The organism is Sporosarcina thermotolerans, assembly GCF_042658975.1.
Taxonomy (GTDB): domain Bacteria; phylum Bacillota; class Bacilli; order Bacillales_A; family Planococcaceae; genus Sporosarcina; species Sporosarcina thermotolerans.
The window spans coordinates 84,154-105,213 of sequence record NZ_JBHSRM010000015.1; the positions used below are offsets into that span (position 1 = coordinate 84,154).

Annotated in this window: 17 protein-coding genes and 2 pseudogenes; 6 read left to right on the forward strand and 13 right to left on the reverse strand. The window is 40.3% G+C overall.

All coding sequences use genetic code 11. The annotated features are described in order from the left end of the window. Positions 1 to 107: 107 nt before the first annotated feature. Positions 108 to 1,763 (forward strand): PucR family transcriptional regulator, encoded by a 1,656-nt coding sequence (locus ACFPZG_RS13445; protein ID WP_317940981.1) that lies wholly within the window; start codon positions 108 to 110, stop codon positions 1,761 to 1,763. Positions 1,764 to 1,805: 42 nt separating this feature from the next. Here the strand turns inward: ACFPZG_RS13445 and allB are convergent, their stop codons facing one another. The 4 genes from allB to ACFPZG_RS13465 form a co-directional block, all read right to left on the reverse strand. Next, a complete protein-coding gene (gene allB / locus ACFPZG_RS13450; protein WP_317940982.1) occupies positions 1,806 to 3,161 on the reverse strand; it encodes an allantoinase AllB in 1,356 nt (451 codons plus the stop codon). A gap of 123 nt (positions 3,162 to 3,284) precedes the next feature. Then, the gene (allW, locus tag ACFPZG_RS13455) at positions 3,285 to 4,715 is read right to left on the reverse strand and encodes an allantoin permease (RefSeq protein ID WP_283734025.1); all 1,431 of its coding nucleotides are present in this window, start codon (positions 4,713 to 4,715) and stop codon (positions 3,285 to 3,287) included. Positions 4,716 to 5,054: 339 nt separating this feature from the next. Then, positions 5,055 to 6,452 (reverse strand): NCS1 family transporter, encoded by a 1,398-nt coding sequence (locus tag ACFPZG_RS13460; protein WP_283734024.1) that lies wholly within the window; start codon positions 6,450 to 6,452, stop codon positions 5,055 to 5,057. Positions 6,453 to 6,822: 370 nt separating this feature from the next. Next, positions 6,823 to 7,380, reverse strand: a complete 558-nt coding sequence (locus ACFPZG_RS13465) for a DUF4256 domain-containing protein (RefSeq protein ID WP_317940984.1) — start codon at positions 7,378 to 7,380, stop codon at positions 6,823 to 6,825. 136 nt (positions 7,381 to 7,516) lie between these two features. Between ACFPZG_RS13465 and ACFPZG_RS13470 the strand changes: the two genes are divergently transcribed. Next, entirely contained in the window at positions 7,517 to 9,589 is a 2,073-nt protein-coding gene (locus ACFPZG_RS13470) for a S9 family peptidase (RefSeq protein WP_283734023.1), read from the forward strand. A gap of 33 nt (positions 9,590 to 9,622) precedes the next feature. On the opposite strand, the pseudogene ACFPZG_RS13475 reads toward ACFPZG_RS13470, so the two are convergent. Then, positions 9,623 to 9,835, reverse strand: a pseudogene (locus ACFPZG_RS13475) (IS3 family transposase); the annotation flags it as partial. 161 nt (positions 9,836 to 9,996) lie between these two features. Here ACFPZG_RS13475 and ACFPZG_RS13480 point away from each other — a divergent pair. After that, the gene (locus tag ACFPZG_RS13480; RefSeq protein WP_283734022.1) at positions 9,997 to 11,085 is read left to right on the forward strand and encodes a tetratricopeptide repeat-containing glycosyltransferase family 2 protein; all 1,089 of its coding nucleotides are present in this window, start codon (positions 9,997 to 9,999) and stop codon (positions 11,083 to 11,085) included. Positions 11,086 to 11,437: 352 nt separating this feature from the next. Here ACFPZG_RS13480 and ACFPZG_RS13485 read toward each other — a convergent pair whose 3' ends face one another. Then, complete coding sequence (locus ACFPZG_RS13485; RefSeq protein WP_381427606.1) at positions 11,438 to 12,559, reverse strand: hypothetical protein; 1,122 nt, start codon at positions 12,557 to 12,559, stop codon at positions 11,438 to 11,440. Between ACFPZG_RS13485 and ACFPZG_RS13490 the strand changes: the two genes are divergently transcribed. Continuing rightward, positions 12,522 to 13,190 (forward strand): hypothetical protein, encoded by a 669-nt coding sequence (locus ACFPZG_RS13490; RefSeq protein WP_381427608.1) that lies wholly within the window; start codon positions 12,522 to 12,524, stop codon positions 13,188 to 13,190. The genes ACFPZG_RS13485 and ACFPZG_RS13490 overlap by 38 nt on opposite strands. A 432-nt stretch (positions 13,191 to 13,622) precedes the next feature. Here ACFPZG_RS13490 and phoU read toward each other — a convergent pair whose 3' ends face one another. The 5 genes from phoU to ACFPZG_RS13515 are packed head-to-tail and all read right to left on the reverse strand — an operon-like array spanning position 13,623 to position 17,768. After that, positions 13,623 to 14,285, reverse strand: a complete 663-nt coding sequence (gene phoU / locus ACFPZG_RS13495) for a phosphate signaling complex protein PhoU (protein ID WP_283734019.1) — start codon at positions 14,283 to 14,285, stop codon at positions 13,623 to 13,625. Between the two features lie 39 nt (positions 14,286 to 14,324). Next, positions 14,325 to 15,095, reverse strand: coding sequence for a phosphate ABC transporter ATP-binding protein PstB (gene pstB / locus ACFPZG_RS13500; RefSeq protein ID WP_317940987.1), 771 nt, complete (start codon positions 15,093 to 15,095; stop codon positions 14,325 to 14,327). Between the two features lie 34 nt (positions 15,096 to 15,129). Then, entirely contained in the window at positions 15,130 to 15,954 is an 825-nt protein-coding gene (pstA, locus tag ACFPZG_RS13505; protein WP_283734018.1) for a phosphate ABC transporter permease PstA, read from the reverse strand. Between the two features lies 1 nt (position 15,955). Beyond that, the gene (gene pstC / locus ACFPZG_RS13510) at positions 15,956 to 16,870 is read right to left on the reverse strand and encodes a phosphate ABC transporter permease subunit PstC (protein WP_317940988.1); all 915 of its coding nucleotides are present in this window, start codon (positions 16,868 to 16,870) and stop codon (positions 15,956 to 15,958) included. A gap of 49 nt (positions 16,871 to 16,919) precedes the next feature. Continuing rightward, a complete protein-coding gene (locus ACFPZG_RS13515; protein WP_317940989.1) occupies positions 16,920 to 17,768 on the reverse strand; it encodes a phosphate ABC transporter substrate-binding protein in 849 nt (282 codons plus the stop codon). A 361-nt stretch (positions 17,769 to 18,129) separates the two neighbouring features. On the opposite strand from ACFPZG_RS13515, the gene ACFPZG_RS13520 reads away from it, so the two are divergent. Together ACFPZG_RS13520 and ACFPZG_RS13525 are read left to right on the forward strand one after the other, a co-directional pair. Beyond that, the gene (locus ACFPZG_RS13520) at positions 18,130 to 18,453 is read left to right on the forward strand and encodes a hypothetical protein (protein WP_283734014.1); all 324 of its coding nucleotides are present in this window, start codon (positions 18,130 to 18,132) and stop codon (positions 18,451 to 18,453) included. 59 nt (positions 18,454 to 18,512) lie between these two features. Next, a complete protein-coding gene (locus tag ACFPZG_RS13525) occupies positions 18,513 to 18,983 on the forward strand; it encodes a spore coat protein (protein ID WP_283734013.1) in 471 nt (156 codons plus the stop codon). A gap of 251 nt (positions 18,984 to 19,234) precedes the next feature. Here ACFPZG_RS13525 and ACFPZG_RS13530 read toward each other — a convergent pair. Together ACFPZG_RS13530 and ACFPZG_RS13535 are read right to left on the reverse strand one after the other, a co-directional pair. Further along, positions 19,235 to 19,363, reverse strand: a pseudogene (locus tag ACFPZG_RS13530) (DinB family protein); the annotation flags it as partial. A gap of 110 nt (positions 19,364 to 19,473) precedes the next feature. Further along, the gene (locus ACFPZG_RS13535; RefSeq protein WP_317940990.1) at positions 19,474 to 21,042 is read right to left on the reverse strand and encodes a SagB family peptide dehydrogenase; all 1,569 of its coding nucleotides are present in this window, start codon (positions 21,040 to 21,042) and stop codon (positions 19,474 to 19,476) included. Positions 21,043 to 21,060 lie beyond the last annotated feature (18 nt).

Sequence of the window (21,060 nt, forward strand, 5' to 3'; positions counted from 1 at the left end):
TAACATGACTAATTTATGCTTTGATTTTTGTTCACTTTTAACGTAAAATGATATCAACACTTTCATTTCTGTCATTATGAAAAACTTTTTTATAAAGAGGTATCTAAATGAAAACAATAAATGATTTATTAATTTTAGAAGGGATGAAAGAAGGTATAGTGTTGGCAGGTCATCGCGGGCTCACGAGAAATGTACAATTCGTTAATATCTCCGATACACCCGATGTCATCAACTTCTTGTCTAATAACCATCTTCTTCTTACAACTGGTTATGCGTTTAAAGATGATCCAGAGAAATTCTGTGAGTTAATTCAACAAATGCATGACTTGAATTGTTCTGGACTTGTGATCAAGATCAACCGTTTCTTCAACGAATTGCCAGCGGAAGTAAGATTACTTGCTGACGATTTGGCATTTCCAATAATTGATTTACCGACAAATCACACCTTGGGTGATGTCTCTCGCCACATCTTGAATTATTTAAACGACGCTGAAACTGAACAATTGTATTATGCCCTTCATATTCAAAAAGAATTTTCTAATATGCTCATTAAAGGCTATAGTTTAGCCGCACTATTGGAACGACTGGGTCATTCCTTGGCACGCCCAGCTCTCCTATTGAATCATAGGGGCGAAAAGATCGCTCAAAGCCATCATTTCTTAAAAGAATCAATGAAAAAAATTGAAATGGAAATTATCGAAAAGGTAAAAGAGGACTTATCCTCTGCACGGGAAGGAACCACTTTTTCGATTCCATCTCATGAACAACAATCCATTTCCACTTTCCCGGTTCAAACGAAGCGCCAATATCCAAGCATGCTTGTCATTTTTGATTCACTCACATTGCCATACCCTTCTTCTCAAATGGCAATTGAACAAGCGGGCAATGTTATTTCTTTCACAATAATAAAAGAACAGGCGATCGAAGAAAATTCAAGGCTATTGAAAAATAACTTTTTTGCAGATTTAATCGAAATGAAAATTCAATCTGATGAAGAAATTATAAGCCGTGCAAACTATTATGGATTGGTAAAGGATTTGGAAAATGTCTGTGTTATTTGTACGATTGATGCAGATGGCGATATATACGAAACCTTGCAGTTATACGAAAAAAAGGTCGGAGAACTGCATAATAGCGTTTACGACCAACTTGAAGATGAACTTATTCATGCAAATTTAGAGGCAACTTTATTCACAAAAGGAAAGTATTTCGTCATGGTTTTACAATTTCCAAGATACACTGAAGAGGAAGTTGATACGATTACGAAATTCATCGAAAATGTTCAAGCAAATTTCAAAGGTGAATTCACACTATCCTTCGGTGTCAGCCATTCTGTACAGCCCCTTAAAGATATGCCGACAGCTTATGATGAAGCTGTAGAGGCGATATTGACTGGATACGACCAGAACTTAAAAGGTTTTATCAAACATTATAAAACAAGGGACTTAAAAGAATTATTGAATACGTTACCTCGGAAAGATTTAAAAGCACTTTACGAAAACACATTAAAATCACTGGCTTATCCAAAAACAAAGGACGATCAGGATTTAGTGAAAACTATTCAGGTTTACCTGGATTCCCAATGTGAGTTTTCGGAAACGTCGAGGAAATTATTCGTTCACCGTAATACCGTGAAATATCGGATTGAGAAAACAGAAGAGCTGCTTAACTGCTCACTTCGAGATCCTTCCGACTCTTTACGAATTCGCGTAGCACTTGTCATAGGCTCAATCTTGAAAGAAGATGAAGTTGAAAATAGTTAATAAAAATCCCCAACCATATCGGATTGGGGATTTTTGTTTTATTTATTTCGAGGAAATCAATTTTCCGATTGGCTCTCCTTGGATACCTTTTTCCAAATCGAATACAACATGTCCGCGTACAATGGTTTTCGTTACACGGCAGTCGATTTTTCTACCTTCATATGCACTATGTTTGTTTTTATAGTAGAGGTCTTCCCTTTTCACAGTGTATGACTGATTCGGATCCACTAAGATAATATCGGCATCCTTTGATACAGCAAGTTCACCTTTTTGTGGAATATTGAAGCGCTCAGCTGGATGCGTTGCGATCAATTCAACAAATTTATGAACTGGTAGGCCACGTTGTTTAACAGATAGGTCAAACATTAGGTCTACATTGTTTTGTGCTCCACTAATTCCGCCCCAAGCTTCCCAAAGTGTACCTTGTTTTAAGTCTTCAGTACATGGGGAGTGGTCGGATGTTAGCCAGTCAATATTGCCAGCTAAAAGCTCATCCCATAATCTCGCTTGGTCTTCTGCTTTTCTGATCGGTGGTTGGCATTTTGCCTTCGGACCAATTTCATCCACTTGTTCAGCTGTAAAAGCAAAGTAGTGAGGGCATGATTCAACAGTTACATCTACACCTTCTCTTTTCGCTTGTATGATTGTCTGAATTGCCTCTGAAGTACTGATATGAACAAGATGCAATTTACAACCAGTCTCTTTAGCGAAAAGGATTGCACGTTGTACAGCTTCCACTTCTGTGAAGATTGGACGTGATTCTGCGTATTCTACTCCGGAATTTTTGCCTTCTCTTGCAAATTCCTTAGCCAATCCCGAAGGTACAGCTCCATTTTCTGCATGAATACATAGAATTTGATCCAACTCAGCTAACTTTTGCATGCCTTTGTATAATGTGAAGTCATCCACGTTGATAAAATCGTCAGGAATATCACTTGTAATATCTGATAAGAAGCATTTGAAAGCAAGAACGCCACCATCAGCCATTTCTTTTAACTTGTCAACGTTTCCGGGTACAAGACCGCCGTAAAATGCGTAATCTACATAGTTCTGATCAATAGCCGCTTCTAGTTTAAGATCCAACGCTGCTTTATTAGTCGTTGCTGGTAGGGCGTTCAATGGCATTTCAACATAGCTTGTTGTTCCACCTGCCGCTAATGATTTGGAGCCTGTTTCGAAACCTTCCCATTCTGTACGTCCTGGTTCACTGATATGAACATGTGTGTCGATCATTCCTGGCATGACGTATTGACCAGTTGCGTCAATTACTTCTTTTGCGTCTTCGGTGATTGTTTCTGCGATACATGTGATTTTTTCATCTCTGATCCCAATATCAACTTTATAAACTCCATCACGTAAAACTACGTTTCCGCCTTTAATTACCAAATCGAATGTCATTGTGATTACCTCTTTTCAGAATTATGAAAGTAATTTTATAAAAATTTGTCTATATAGACAAAATACAACACAAGTTCAAAGGTTTAGCTATGTTCTTTCTGAAATTCCCCACTTCGTTCAAGTTTAACCTCTTTTTTGACTATACATCTCAAGGATGCAATAGAGAACGAACGCTGAGATGAATCCTGCAAACCAGGAGATATCGTAAAGCGGTTTGAAAAACGGTACGAAGTTACCAATTAGACAAATGACGCCGGCAACAACTGTAGTGACTATCGCATTCACATTAAAACCATTTTTGGTACGCGGGAATTTACCTTCACCTGAATACAATTCCTTCAGGTTGATGTTCGTTTTTGAGATAACGAAATACTGTGCAAGCATGACGCCTGCAACTGGTGCAAGCAGCCCAGCAACGATGTTCAAAAACAGGAAGATACTTGTTGCGTTCTCCATCAACTTCCAAGGCATTACAAGTATCCCGATTACCGCTGCTACCAATGCACCTGTTTTGAATGTAAGCTTTTTCGGGAACAATGAAGCAAGCTGATAACCTGCTGGAACGATATTACCTGTGACGTTAACAGATAATGTTGTTAAACAGAGAGTAAGTACTGAAATTCCAATGGCGAACATGCCGTCAAATCGAGCAACAACGTCCAAAACGTTCCAAATCGGCGTTCCGAATGCAATTTCAGATCCAACAATAATCGAAATACTTGCTACCGCAAATAGAAGATAGGTCACAACGAGGCCTAATGTCTGACCGATAGCTTGGTCTTTCGTTGAGCGGGCTAATCTTGTGAAGTCTGACACGTTCACCATCGGCGCAGCCCAAGCAGCTAACACCGCGGTAACGGCTGCCACAAAGATGATTACTTTATTGCCTTCAACGCCGGTGCCTGTATAGGCGAGAATCGGTCCAATGCCTCCAGCCAAATTAATGGCCCAAATCGCCATACCACCAAAAACAATATAGACAAGCGGTGAAAGGATATTCGTGAACTTCCCTAATACTTCCATACCACCGTAAATTAATGCAACGTTAAATAACCAGAAGATCAAGAATGAAATTAACCCAGGCAATGACAATCCTAAAAGATTCCAGTCGCCACCCAATGTTAAATATGTCGGCCAAAGTTTACTTATTAAAATGGACAGGGCTTGGCTTCCTGCATAGGTTTGAAATCCAAACCACATGATTCCTGCAATTACCCCACGTAATACGCCAGGAATTATCGCACCCTTAGTTCCATAAGATAGACGAACCAACATGGAAAACGGCAATCCGTATTTTGAACCCGCATGCCCGTTTAACACCATCATTACCGATAAAACAATAGAAGCAACGATGATTGCGCCGAATACTTGTCCAACCGAGAGACCTAATGCAAACAGTCCACCAATCGCAATATAGTTCGGAATGTTATGAACTGCGCCCATCCATACTGTTGCAAAGTTACCAATACTCCATTTCCGCTCTTCTTCTTTAGTTGGTAGGATATCTTCACTGTATCCTAAGTCCTTTAATTCTTCTCGATTTATATTTTCCATGGGAAAACCTCTTTTTTCTATATTCAAATTGGCTATACTCATGCATTCTATTGTGTCCCAATCATCCAGATGTATTGGCAGTTATTTTTGGAAACTACTAAAAATAAAGGACGACTTCCTATTTGCACGTTTAGTATACAAACTTTCATACCCATAGTCGTTAGTACATGTAACCAAAAAATAGGTATTATTTTGTTGACAGTAGACGACCACACATACTAAATTAGCCACTTTGAACTATTGATTGTTCAAAGTGGCTAAAACCAAACCGCTATTTTTATAGAAAGCTGTCATGAAAGTTAGCAAGACGTAGACTAATTTGAATAAAGAAAAGAAACATTACTTATCGAAAATTGTTCCCTTTTTAAAGCTTGAACCTTTAAAGGCATATTTAGACAGTAGATAATAAGATATTCCTGAGACTACAACCCCAATGATCCACGCGAGCTCTACCTCTATAAACGCCGCACCTGCACCAATAAACATAGCAAGCAAACCTGCTGGGTTATATCCTTTATAAGGACCTTCATCATTGTACAAATCAGCAGTTTTCACTCTTTGTTTTCTCAAAATATAATACTCGACGAGCAGTATGGAAATAACTGGTCCTAAAAATGCAGAATAGATAAGAATAAACATATTCAGACCAGTTGCCGACGATTCTTGTACAAGCAACCAAGGGAATGCACCTAAAGCAAGCAATCCTGTAATAATTGCAGAAGGTTTGTATTTTAATTTCGTCAGCAATGTAATGACATACACTGGCGGAATAATGTTCGCCACCATATTTGTCGCAATTACAGCAACGACGATAAATACAGATACAAATATGGACACATAGTCATTATTAAGGATGATTGGAAGTGCTTGTGCTGGATTCGTTACACCTGTTGCAGCAGCGAGCATTGCTCCGATGACAATAACTAAACCGTATGAAACAGTGATTGGAACGAAATATAGTGCTCCACGCTTCTTATTGCTCACACCAGTTTTAAGCTCTCTGGAATAGTCTGCAGCGCTAACGAAGATACCTGCATAGTTACCTAAGAACACCATGATAAGCCCGAAGAACGGCAAGCCCCATGAACCTTCAACCTGTACCCAGTTTTGGGAAATCTCAGGCATATGCGACGTGACAAGAAGACCGAAAACATACACAAGTGCTATCATGAACACAACAGATGCAACCGTCTCTACCCATTTAATCGCATGGAAGCCGAATAGCGAAAGGATAATCTGGAATATCTGAAGAGCTATGAAGCAAATAACAATATTATCGAAAGACCCATTTGTAAGAATCTTCGCAATTTCATTTAAGGCGGTTCCGCCAATCCAGCTTTGAACACCATACCAGACGATAGCAGGTATTCCGCGTAATAATGAGGAAATGACTGTTCCTTTTACCCCAAAGGACATTCTAAGCTGAACAACGTATGGAATACCTTCTCTATAGCCAAGACGATCATTTAAAGCGAAAACAGTTGAAATAATTGCAATTGAAATCAAAGCTGCAAGAATTGTTTGGTAGACGTTTAATGTTGCGATTCCCGCAACAATTACGCTGGCGCCTAACGTCATATTTCCTAAGTTAACCCCGTCGCCCATCCACATGAAAACGTAGTGTTTTGGGTCAACAGTTCTTTCTTTGTCGGATTTTGGATGCAATGATTCATCCATTTTCGTGGTGTTTTCTATCTGAATGGCTTTTGTATCGACACCATCATTTACTGCTGACATTTGCGTTACCCCTTTCGGTACCGTAATAATAGATATTTTTATTTTGCCCAATACTAACATTTTTACTACTGAAGAAAAGATGTCAGATTGTCATTTTGTTATGATTATCTAAAACGGTTTTTTATTTAACAACACTGATTATACATAGCTTTATTTAAAACGTCTTTATACCTATTAAACAAAATGTACAAGCGTTGACTATGTACTGTGCATAATATTTTTTCATTAAAAGCCCATTCCAACAATTCTTTGTGCACTTTGCATAAAACCATAAAATTATGTAATTCAAAAAAAGGGAAAACAAAGTCATTCATGGACTTTTTTTCCCTTTCACGTGGTAATATTAAACATTTTAAAAGTAATTTTCCAATCAAATTCTTAATGATCCCCGAAAGCCCCTTGCTGCATAGTAAGAATCTGCGCCGTTATGGTATGTAAAAACAGTATCATAACGCCTGTCACAGAAAATGGCCCCGCCAAGCTTTCTTATATCTGCAGGTGTCTTCACCCAACTGGATGTTTTTAAATCGAAATTTCCAAGTTTCTGCAGCTTCCAGTATTGTTCTTCTGTTAAAAGATCAATACCCATTTCTGCGGCCATATTCATTGCGCTATTTTCCGGCTTATGCTTTTTCCTTGCCTCAAGAGCCTCTTGGTCGTAACAAACACTTCTGCGACCTTTTGGGCTTTCAGTTGAGCAGTCATAAAAAACATATTCATCCGTCTTCTCATCATACTCTACAACGTCCGGTTCCCCTTCTGTTCTTTCCATTTCACTAAGCACCCAGAGTTTCTCTAAATTTGCTTCAAGCTTTGCTTGCACTTTCGCCCAACTAATCCCCACATGTCGGTCCATATTTTTCTCAAAACGTGCTTCCAATACTTTAAGCAATTCTTCACGTTGGTCTTCGGGTAAAATGTTCGTCATATTAGTCGCTCCTTATTTTACAATTATCGTAATTTTAGTATAGAAAATGCAAATAGTACATCAAATTGTCGAATTAAGAAGGAATTCAGATGGCCTGTGCCGAATTATTAATTATATCGAAAGGAGTTGCTTAATCTTGAAACCACCTATAGCAAAACGCATTCCCCATCCTCATGAATTACATGGTGATGTGCGTGAAGATGATTATTATTGGTTGAATGAACGTGACAATCCAGAAGTTATCCAGTACTTGGAGGAAGAAAACAAGTATTTCGAAGAAATCATGCGGCCACTTGAGGATGAAACTAATAGGATTTATCAGAGCATGGTTGACCGTGTGCCTGATTCAGAAGTAAATGTTCCTGTGCAGCATGGACAATTCTTCTATTATTCTCGCTTGGATAAAAGCAAGCAATATCCTATCTATGCACGTAAGGAAGCCGCGAGTCGCGACCTACTTAACGAAGCACAAGAACAAGTGGTTCTCGATCTGAACGAATTGGCTGTTGAAGATGGATATTTAAGTGTGACAGCATTAAGATTTAGCTCGGATCAGACCCTTCTTGCTTATTTGGAGAATCGCGACGGCACAGACCGATGCACCATCCATATTAAGAATTTGGAAACAGGCGAACTGCTGCCTGACCGGATTCCTAATGTTTATTTATTCGGAAGCATGGAGTGGAGCCGGTCCGGTGAATACATTTTTTACACGACGGTGGATGAACACCAACGCCCTTACAGATTGTGGCGTCATCGTTTAGGAACTGAAGTAGATCAGGATGAGTTAGTCTACGAAGAGGTCGATACGACGTTCACGTTATTCATTAGCAAATCACAGAGTCAAAAATTCATTTTCGTGCATTCGCATTCAAAAACAACGAACGAGACTCGCATGATCGATACGGATTCACCGCTCTCCTCGTTACAGTTATTGGATGCACGGCGTCCAGGCGTCTTATATGATGTCGAGCATTGGGGCGATGAATTGCTGATCCTGACGAATGAAAATGCACTGAACTTCAAGTTGCTTCGTTGTTCTCTCGATGACCTCAGCGCACGAACTACTGTTATTGAGCATAGCGAAGCTCGCTATCTTCAAGCTATGTATCCCTTCCGTGACTCGCTTCTTGTCGCAGGCAGGGAGAATGGTCTGACGCAAATTTGGGTTCTTAAAGACGGCAAATTGGAGCAGATTAAATGGGATGAGCCACTATACACCGTAGCGGTTTTATCCAATCAAAGCTATGAAGCAACTGAAGTATTAATCCAATACGAGTCGTTGCTCACACCAAAAACGACTTATAGCTTGGATCTAATAACTGGAGAGAAGAAGTGCTTGCAGGTTGCACCTGTTAGCGGTGACTATGACCGCTCTCGTTTCCGCCAAGAGCAACTATGGGCGACAGCGGATGATGGCGTGAAAGTTCCAATGACCGCTGTTTACTTCGAAGGAGCACTCGATAATGGGCCTGCACCGTTGATTCTTTATGGGTATGGATCGTATGGCTCTAACAGTGATCCACGCTTTGACCCGTATCGACTTCCGATACTCGAAAGAGGTGTCGTGTTTATCACTGCACAAGTTCGTGGTGGATCAGAAATGGGACGTGGTTGGTATGAGGACGGTAAAATGCAGAAGAAGCGTAACACATTCACTGATTTTATCGCTGCGGCGAAACATCTTATTGAGAATAACTATACAACCCCAAGTAAGATGGCAGCCCGTGGAGGCAGTGCGGGAGGATTGTTAGTAGGCGCTGTAGCCAACATGGCGGGTGAGCTGTTTGAAGTAATCGTTCCAGCAGTGCCGTTCGTCGATGTTGTAACAACGATGCTTGATACGACAATTCCCCTTACTACACTTGAATGGGATGAATGGGGCGACCCTCGGAAACCGGAAGACTATTTCTATATGAAATCGTATAGCCCTTACGACAATGTTGAAGCGAAAGATTACCCGCATTTGTATATCACGACCGGCATTAACGATCCACGCGTCGGTTACTTTGAACCGGCGAAGTGGGTAGCTCGGCTTAGATTGTTAAAGACCGATGATAATGTCATTGTGATGAAAACGAATATGGGCGCCGGCCATTTCGGTAAGTCCGGACGCTTCAATCATTTGAAAGAAGCTGCTGAATGCTATGCATTTATTCTTGATCGACTTGGTGTATTAGCTGAAGAAGTAGTGTCAAACCCCCGTTAATTTGATGTGCCCCCCGAAAGTTAGAGTTTTATATTAAGCAGCTGATTGGCTGGTGTGAAGACGGTATTGAACCGGACTCATGCCAGCTAATTTCTGTTTGATACGCTTGTGATTGTAATAATGGATGTATGTTTCGATATCTTTTTTAAGCTCCTCGTAAGTTCGAAGAGCCACGCCATAATACATCTCCTGCTTTAAAAGCCCGAAGAAATTCTCCATCGGTGAATTGTCTATACAGTTTCCCTTTGTCACTCCGGTACGAAAAAGTTGTTTTGAAAATAGAGGAATATATGCGTAAATTAATCTAGGATTCAACCAGGTTTTACTTTTATTTTTCAAACGATGAATTAATTATGGGACTAGTTATTAAAACATATATTTAGGTTGACAAAGAGAGGGGGGGGCAGATGGTCACAATCAGTTTATGCATGATTGTTAAAAATGAAGAAGATACCATTGGCCGCTGTTTAGATTCTGTTAAAGATATTGTGGATGAAATCAACATCGTGGATACAGGCTCAACCGATCAAACGAAAGAGGTGTTAAGAAGGTACACGCAACGTATTTATGATTTTGAATGGGTGCATGATTTTGCAAAGGCTAGAAATTATGCTTTTCAACAAGCAACAAAAGATTTCATTTTATGGTTGGATGCGGATGATGTATTTTTACCAAAGGATCAAGAAAAATTTAATGAATTAAAAATGAATTTAGATCTTACAACGGATTCTGTGACAATGGACTACAATCTTTCTACCGATCAACATGGAAATGTATTAACGAGTCTTAAACGGAACCGTTTAGTGAAACGAACAAATCATTTTCAATGGATTGGGGCTGTTCATGAATATTTAGAAGTAGCTGGAACGATCTTTCATAGCAACGTAGCGGTCACACATAAAAGCTTACATCATGATACGAATCGAAATTTACTTATTTATGAAAAGCAATTAGCTAACAATGTAGAGTTCTCAGCTCGTGATTTATTTTATTTTGCTAATGAATTAAAAGACCACCAAATGTATGAACGAGCAATTGAATATTACGAAAAATTTCTCTTAACAGAGAAAGGGTGGGTCGAAGATAACATTTCAGCTTGTAGTAGACTAGCGGATTGTTTTTTTTCGTTAGGAGATTATAAGAAAGAATTAGAGTCCATTTTACGATCTTTCCAATATGATCATCCTCGATCAGAATTTTGCTGTCGTCTAGGATTCTATTTCTTGAAAAAGAAAGAATTATATGCAGCGATATTTTGGTATCAACTAGCGACTGAGATTAAGCTCCCTAGTCATAATCTAGGTTTGCAGTATCCAAAATATGCGACATGGCTACCTCATTTACAACTTTGCGTTTGTTATGATCAATTAGGTCAACACAAACTTGCAAACGAACATAATGAAAAAGCAAGACAGTATAATCCAGATGATCCAAGAATCCTTCAAAATAAAAAATATTTAGAATCGATCCTACTGAAACAGACTAAACGAAAATAAGCAGAGCCCATGGGGAAAATCCACGGGCTCTTCTTCTGATAGTAAACCTTGTATATTAGTTTTTTGCGTAAATTAATCTATCTTATTTTTGAATCTCTTGTTAGTAGTAGGAAACCCTTAGACGAAAGCTTCGTTTAAGGGTTTCCTTTAAAAGGACTTGATAACATAGATTTATAGTTGAATGCCATCCCTTTGTTTTTTAGGTTCCTAAATTACAACTTCACCTCTTATGTATAGAGGAAGAGTCCATGGAATCAGTAATATCATGGACTCTTCCTTAGTTAACTAACCTTGTACATTTAAAGAAGTGGAGATGAAAATACGATTATTTCTCTCCCGTTCCTATTATTCATTACCATTCTTCGGTCAGGCTAAAAATTCCATGAACATCATTAACAGCGGGGAATAAATTATATACAGCTAGAGTAATGGTTTCAGTATCCGGTAATTGAAAATCGGGTAAGAAGTCAGAGGTTGTAATTCTAGCACTTCCTGAAGTAGTTCCAGCTACTAATCCTTGAAATAGCACTTGTCCTCCTGATATTGTCGTTAAAGTGTTATTAACTGTAAGGGCTGTCTCCGATAGAGGGATACTAGTGTTATCGGTTGGAAAGTTTACAAATTCTCCATCCATGGTTCCACCTAATATGACTTGGTAGCAAATATCTGCCGAATGTACAAGATCAACACCTTTTAGTTTTATACTAACTGAATTGGATCTAGCAGAACCAGCCGGGAAGACTGCTTTTCTTTGGAAAGACACAATTGGTACTAAATCCTGTTCTAAAGCAAGTACAGTTCTTCTGTCAGAAGTAACACGATAAACCGGATTATATGCGCCTAGAATGCTAAATTGTCTTCCTCCAACAAATAAATTGAATGCAGCTGCCGTACCGTTATTAAAAATTTCTGCACGAAGAGGGAGATTAGGGTCAGCAAGATTTGTTTGCCCGGTCGGGGAATAACGATGAACGGTAATCACTTCTTGTGCTAAAGTTGTAGGATTAGGGAGAACCACTTTAAATTCAATTACTCCATACCCATACCATGTATATACAATTTGAAAAATATTACCTTTTGATAAATTAAGATTCTCCCCACTTGGACCTGTTCCGTTTAACGGATCTACGTTCCAAGATGATTGAGGAATAACAGTATCAACACCTGCTCTTCTAATAGCTACGAATATCCCATTGGGTACATCTTGACCAAAGAGCATACCATTTTGGGCGTCAAAAATGCCCCATCTGCCCACTTGGTTTCCTGTTGGTGCAACTGGCAACCGGATACCTATTCCTGCTTCAGCAGCATATCCTGGTTCATAATTTCCTCTTTCTGAGCTTTGCAGGATGGCGCTATCTGTTCCACTTGCTATCGTAGTTAATTGGAACTCGCTATTATTACTTCCTACTGAACCAACGCCAGTTACGGTAACAATGTCTCTTAAATCGGATAAGCCATATGAGGAAGTCAATTCAATTAACGGTGTTCTTTGGCTGACTCTTAATTCGCTAAACTGCGAGCTTACATTTGGTCCTACACCGACTATGTTTGCGTTAGGATCAAAAGTGCCGGTTGGTCCGGTTGCGCCAGCAGCACCAGTAGGTCCAATAGATCCATCTGCTCCAGTTGGTCCCGTATCACCGGTAGTCCCCGTAGCTCCAGTAGCGCCAGTAGCGCCGGTAGTTCCTGTAGATCCAATTTCTCCAGTTGTTCCAGTGGCACCAGTTGTACCAGTAGCCCCGGTAGGTCCAGCAGATCCAGTTTCTCCAGTTGTTCCAGTGGCACCAGTTGTACCAGTAGCCCCGGTAGGTCCAGCAGGTCCAATTTCTCCAGTTGTTCCAGTGGCGCCGGTTGTACCAGTAGCCCCGGTAGGTCCGGCAGGTCCAATTTCTCCAGTTGCTCCAGTGGCGCCGGTTGTACCAGTAGCCCCGGTAGGTCCAGCAGGTCCGGCAGGTCCAGTTTCTCCAGTTGCTCCAGTGGCGCCGGTTGTACCAGTAGCCCCGGTAGGTCCAGCAGGTCCGGCAGGTCCAGTTTCTCCTGTAGCACCGGTAGGTTCAGGAGGACAAGAAAGAGTACAGTCGGAAGCTTTAAACGTGGGATAGTATCTTATTTTCCTTTTTTCACATGACAAATTTATCACCTCCTTTATCATTATTTAAGTATTATATGTTTTCAATTACATATTTGCTTGTACAAAAAAGAGGCTTATACTATGTATATCTTGTGCTGATAATCGCCCAATTGAAGAAATACTGCAGGGCGCTAGCGCGATGTACGGATGGCGCCCCAAAGGTTGATCTGTCATCCAGTTATGTTCGATTCTTTATCAACGACAACAAACCTTTGAAATGCATTCTCCAATATTTCCAGTAAGACCGATTCCATTACTGATTTCATCAAACCCCTCCATTATATTCCCCAAGTAATCCATTTTTCTCAAAATAACAAATATAGCGTAAACAGATGATTTTGTAAGGAAATAAAAATGAGGTGAAACCATTCACGTTCGAATGGATTTCACCTCATGAAAACTGTTACTGATTTAGATCATAAATCTGACCTTTTATTAAATAAGCGGCACTTTCTGCGATGTTTGTAATGTGGTCAGCTGTTCGTTCAAGGAAACGATTGATGAATAATAATTGAACGAGCTGTGTTGTTTCTTCTGGATGTGTACGTAAATATTCAGTGATGCTTTTGTATGTTACTGCATAAGCATCGTCGACTTGATCATCCAAAGCGGCGACTTCCTTAGCCAACTCCATATTTCCATCGATGAACGCAGTAACTGCCTTTTTAAGCATGTCGAGGGAAACCTCATTCATTTTCTCTAGACTTGTAATATTGATCAGTGATTCTGTTTTTCCGATTTTCGCTGTCGCTTTCGCGATATTTACTGCGAAATCGGCAATCCGTTCGATATCAGATGTGATTTTTAATGACGCAATGATTCTTCGTAGATCCGTTGCAAAAGGTTGCTCTTTCGCAATAAGCCACACTGCAAGTTGATTGATTTCCTGGTCAAGATTATCAATAGCAGTGTCTTCGTCAATGACTCGTAACGCTAATTCGACATCTTGTGTTTTAAAAGCGGTGAACGCTTTCTCAAATGCTGATACCGTAAGTGCATTCATTTCCATCATTTTGTTTTGCAGCTGTTGCAAGTTCTTGTCAAAGTTTTTTCTGACGTTCATCATTACAGTCACCCCACATGTAATATATTGAGCTTCGGCGAATTAACCAAACCGACCTGTTACATAATCTTCCGTTCTTTGGTCTTTCGGATTTGAAAAGACGTTATTTGTGACATCATATTCAATGATTTCCCCATTTAAAAAGAAAGCTGTTTTGTCTGATACCCGCGCAGCCTGCTGCATGTTATGGGTCACAATTACAATTGTATACTCTTTTTTCAATAGTGCAATCAATTCTTCAACTTTCAATGTCGAAATTGGGTCTAATGCTGAAGTAGGCTCGTCCATTAGAATTACATCCGGCTTCATCGCAATTGCACGGGCGATACAAATCCTTTGTTGCTGACCACCTGATAGACCAAGTGCAGATGATTTAAGACGGTCTTTTACTTCATCCCAAATTGCAGCCCCACGTAGGCTTTCTTCAACAATCTTGTTCAATTCTTTTTTATTTTTAATACCTTGGGCTCGGGGTCCGTAAGCAACATTATCATAGATACTCATCGGGAATAAATTCGGCTTTTGGAATACCATACCGACTTTTGTACGAAGCTTAATGACATCACTCGATTTATAAATATCTTCGTTATCAATGACGATGTCCCCGCTGATTTTAACTCCATCGATTAGATCATTCATCCGGTTGAGCGTTCGTAGAAAAGTTGACTTCCCACAACCGGATGGCCCGATTAATGCTGTTACTTTTTTCTCTTCAATATCTAATGATACACTGTACAGTGCCTGTTTTTCTCCATAATAAAGACTTAAATCTTTTACACTGATCTTAGCTGTTCCTTCTGATTGCTTCTTCATAAGCGCTACATTTCCTCCTTCGCTTCTTGCTTCATTAATAATCTGCTTTACTTAACTTCTTGGATATGAACGTAGCTGAGAAGTTCAAAATCAAGATGATAACGATTAACACAATTCCAATTGCAGCCGCAAGCTCAATATCTCCCGCCTCCTGTGTAACTAAAAAGGCGTGAACCGTTAATGTCCTTGCAGAAGAGAAAATGCTTGATGGCATCGCTGCCACAGTTCCAGCGGTTAAAAATATCGCAGCCGACTCACCGATAATCCGTCCCATAGAAAGAATGATTCCTGATAGGATTCCAGGCATTGAGCTTGGCAAGATGACTTTCATGAGTGTCTGAAGTTTCGTTGTTCCTAATGCCAAAGAACCTTCTCGATACGCCCCGGGTACTGTTTTCAATGCTTCTTCTGTTGTTCGGATAACGACAGGCAATACGATAATCGTCAACGTCAATGACGCAGAGATGATCGACATACCGAGCTTTAGCGTCGTCACAAAGAATACTGCACCGAATAATCCATAGATGATGGACGGAATCCCTGTTAAGCTTTCTGTCGCAAAACGGATTGTTCTGACAAGTCTGCCTTGCTTCGCGTACTCTTGGAGGTACACAGCTGCTAAAATCCCGATAGGTGTTGCAATAACGAGTGAAATGACGATTGTGTACACGGTTGTAACGATCATTGGCCAAATGCCACCGCCACCAGTAGGTGAATAACTTCCGAAGATAAAATCAAGATTGATGAGACGGAATCCTTTATAAAAAATGTAACCTACAATAAGTAACAGAATACCAACCGTCACGAAAGCTGAAAACCATAGAAGGCCGCGCAATAAGTTATCCTTAAAAGTCCTCATCTTAGTTCGCACCCCTTGCGCTGATTTTTGCTAATACGAAATTCAAAATCAAGATAAAGGAGAACAATACAATTCCTGTTGCAAATAACATTTCTTGATGTACCCCTGCAGCATAACCCATTTCCAAGGCAATATTGGTTGTCAACGGGCGGACACTGTCTGTCAGGCTTGTAGGAACGATCAAACTGTTTCCTGCTATCAAAATAACTGCCATCGTTTCCCCGATCGCTCTACCTAAACCTAAAACAATCGCTGCCATAATACCGGACTTAGCCGCCGGTACAACCACTTTAAAAATAGTGCCAATTTCAGAAGCGCCTAGTGCCAAAGAACCTTCCCGATACGTTTTGGGAACTGCACGAATCGAAGTTTCAGCTACCGTCACAATTGTTGGAAGCATCATGATCGCTAATACGACAATGACTGCCAATAAGCTTTGCCCCTTCGCTAAACCTAAATAGTTTTGCAAAAACGGCACGATAATCGCAAGTCCGAAAACACCATAGAGAACAGACGGGATACCAGCAAGCAATTGTACAGCTGGTGAAATAATTTTCGCAACTCGTTTTGGTGCGATTTCAGATAAGAAAATGGCTGTAAATAATCCAATCGGTACACCGATGATTAAGGAACCAATTGTCGCGTAAAAGGATGCGACAATCATTGGGAATATCCCAAATTTATCCTCCCCCGGCACCCAATCTACGCCGAAAAGAAACTCGAAAAAGCTGTAACCCTCTGCGAGAAACGGATGAGATCCTCTATAAAATACAAAACCGACGATTAACAACAAACTGAGTACTGATAAAAGTGCACAGAGTAAGAAAAGTTTTGATGATAAACTTTCCAACATGTATTTTCTTTTATTTGATTTACCGTTACCTATGTTGTGTTTCTCAATAGGTGGGCTTGTCATGGCTGCATTCCTCCAAGATTACCTTTAATAAGGCAGATGTAGATTCGATTCATGATTCGTTAACTGGTATAGCCCCGGTTTCAGATACAATAACCTGTCCATCCGGACTTAAAATAAAATCAATGAATTTCTGTCCCGCATCCGTTAGACCTCCGTCCATATGAACGAACAAGAATGGACGGGCAAGTTTATATTGTTGCTTTAGTACGTTTTCCGCAGTCGCCTGTACGCCATCAATGTCAATCGTTGAAATGGACTCATCGATATATTCGAAGGAAATGAAACCTACCGCATGCTTATTCATCGCGACAGTCGTTTTAATATTCCCGTTTCCACTTGCTATGATGGCACTTCTCACTAACTCACCTGATGAGTAGTCAACGATTTCTTGGAATGCATCCCGTGAACCTGAACCATCCTCACGAGAAACGACTACTATCTCCAAGTCATCACCGCCAAGCTCTTTCCAATTTGTCACTTCGCCTGTGAATATTTTCTTTACTTGTTCCAACGTGAGATTTTTCACTTTGTTCGTTGGATGCGTTACGACAACGATACCGTCGTAAGCAATAACTGTATCTTTCAACCCTTTGTCAATCTCTTCCTGTTTTAAATCACGGGAGGACATTCCGATTTCGGATACACCATTTATCGCATTTGTTATTCCAGCTGATGATCCGATCTGGTTAATCTCTATTTTGACATCGTTGTTTTCTTCATATTTAAACGCTAACTTTTCTGCCAACGGCCCTACGGAAGTCGACCCAGAAATAGCAATTGTCGGTAAACCTTCTTTTGACGATTTAGTACCTCCATCAGCTTTATTGCCACATCCAGTCATTACGACCGTCAGAAAGACAATAAATAATCCTTTTGCTGCATTCCTCATGAAGTTCATATTATACCTCCAGCATGATTTGTTAACCCAATGTAAATATTAGCGTCGAATTGTAAATTTAAATCGGGTTTCTTGTAAATGTTTTGTAAATCCTCTTTACAAATTCTGAATTCTAAGACATAAAAGTATTTTCAATCATAAAAATCCCTATTATACATGTTGAATGTTTTATGGATGAAACTGAATTTGCTTCAAAATAGAGTTTACCCTATATCCAAATATTAATGTGCATACTCAATCCCCAAATTGCCAGGCAATTTGGGGATTTTTTTGCATAATTTTGTTCTGCACGTATAGATGCCCGATGATAGCTAATTTTCACGAGTATACATAAATGTAAGTGATAAAGGGGGTGATTTGAGTGGAAGACAATAATAGCCGTGAACAATTGAACGAGTTATCAGGCCAGTTAATGGATTTGTTTGTATCAGATTTATTCACCAAAAACAAAGTCGATATCGAAAAAGTAAAAGCACGTATAACAGATGACCAGCGTGAGAACTTGAGGCAGACTGTGGAACAGCTAAAAGCTCAAGTAGAGGACTTTTTGGAATCCAGAACCGTTCTCAAAGTTGAAGAATCGGAAGGTAAAACAGAGGGACAGGCGGCGACAAATCCGTTACGGGAAGCCATTCTGCAAAGAAAACAAATGAAGCGAAATAATAAAAACAATACGAATAGATAATTTGTCCAACTCAACGGCTTCTCATTACATGTAATAGATAGAGAGAGGAGGGAAGAAAAATGGGCTATAAATATAATTCTCGTCAAAAAGAAAGATGGTCTGCTTTGAACAGTAATGCAAAGCACCCAATGTCTCTTTGTAGTTGTGGAAGAGAAGAAGAAGAAGCGGCTGTAGAAGCAAAGGTGACTTCTGATATCGATCAGCTTTCCCAAGAACTGATTGTCATCCGTGATTCTTGCAAAGTCAGAGTTAAAACAACTGATACGCAAATTGCCGCTTCTTTGCAAGCAGCGCTCCAAGTCGCCATCGCAGTCGTTGTCAATATCTCTATTGATGATGCTGTAAGGGCGGAACGAGTGACAATTGAATTACTTGAAAAATCACAGATCAAGCAGACCAACCGTCAAAAATTGATCATCGTTAACTCCCGTGATGTCGAGGTGATAACGGAAGATATCGACGTAGCGATTTCCTTGCAGCTATTGCTACAAATCCTCGTAGCGGTAATCGTCCAATTGGATATTCTCTAAGGCTAAGAGAATAAGTAGGAAACTACACTCTGCAATAACGACTGCCTCCGCGACTCCCACGTTGCGGGGGTGGTTGTCTGTTAGGAATCCCTTTGACCTAAAGTATGCAGCGGACTCCACGTTTGTGCCGAATTTGGCAACCGGAAATAGGCAATTCAAATTTATTTTCACTTATTTCGCTGTGTAGTTTAAGAGTTAACAAATCGGGTAAAATAGATTAGATGTTAACATGCGAGAGGTACCAATGCAGCATGACATACTTGCGCGATACTCCAGACTTCATTACTCTTACTGTTAAATTGAGTATCAGTTAATAAAGTAATCACCTGTACTAACTTACTTCTCGTTTCATACAGATTGTCTTTTACCGATTTCTTCATTGGATTTCTCCCTTTTCGAAATCGCTTATTAACGCAATGAGAAGTACCAATACCCAAAGAATGTAGAGACAATGATTACGTGGCACTTCTCATATGTCGTTTCCACTTACTTAACTATGCAGACCTCCACTTAACCAAGAACGGTGTCGGTGTGGACCTGTCGGGATTTGGATGAGGCTTGTTTTTAGTGGACTCAGCTTGTAAATCTCGTCACTTACGTTCACATCAAACCCGAGGAGTGGGTGCCCTCCGAATTCGAGAGATGACGCGACTAACAGCAATCTTTGCACCAACATTCCCGCCTCCATTTGTTGGATACGGTATCCTCGGTACCCCAATTCCGTTTTGAAATGATTTTTGTCCCCTACGACATGTAGACAAAGTGGTACTTGGAACAGATTTACATTGTCTAAGGACAATCCGTGCTGTAACCGTAATCGCTGATCTCCGAGTTGTACTTTGCGTAACGCATGGGCAGAGCTGTCATAATGATATGCACCATTCGGAATGCCTTCGACATTATACAAACATCCGTAAAGTGAGACACGGGACTTCTGTTTTTTTTGATCTCCATCCAAATCATTTTGATACGAGAAGGAATCCATCGCGCATTTAAGCAACTTGGCAAGCTGGAGTTGACTAACATTCCCCAAAATGAAATCTCTGTCTGGTGAAAACCGCTTTCGGCAGACCGATGCCAAATCATACGATAATCGCTTCACATATGGCAAAGCCACCGTTTGACCTTCGTAATTTAGTTGCTCCTCTTTGATTTTCCGAAACGATCTCGTTGATTCCATCATGGATGCTTCATTCATCTTCGTTACAATCGGGTACTCTAAAACCCTTCGCGATTGGACGTAATGAGTAGACTGAATTGCCGTCAATTCTCGGCATAAATCAGTGGCAGATTCATCCACACCTTTGGTGCATCTATTGAAGCAATTTGTTGAATCAGCTGTTAGCGGAATCACCGCATACACGCTCTCCTCTTGTTCGGAAAGCCCAATCAGGTGGTTGATGGCCCGATCAAGGAACTGAAAGTATACGCAAGGGGCGAAGCCAAAACATTTTGCAACTTCCAGTAATTGTCCAATCAACACACCAGCATCCAAACCTTGAAGACGGTAAGCGAAGTTATTGTATTTAAAGAAGTTCTTCCAAAACATTGTTGATATAAAGACAGTACCAAAACACTCGGATACCTCACAGCGATTACCAAGTGCACGGGATATATATGAATCGAAATTTCCTTCGCGCAGCAACAATAGGCGATGATGCGCCACATCATAATGGTAAACACCGGCAGGCAAATCCTCTATCTTCAAATAAACATACAATTCGTTTGGATACAGCGCCCCACCGGAAGGGACAAACCGCCGTTTCGACTGCATGAGGTCCAAGGCTTGATCGCTGGAACCCAAGTTCATCATGGATTCGCTAAATTGCGTTAGACCAAATACATACCAGAGAAAATGACCGAGTTTGCTTAGGTCAGGTTTTGCAGTTCCTTCCACCCTGTTAAGCGTCAACGGCACTTCTAAAGAAAGTGGAAACACCGGTAAGCCACGGTAGAGCTTATACGGAAGTGGCGCGTCTTCCCAATCCACTTCCCAGTCTGGCGGGCTTACCTTGTCAATTTCAAAATGGAGATTGTGCAGTAATGCCTCAAGATTCATCCTCCTACCTCCTAACGA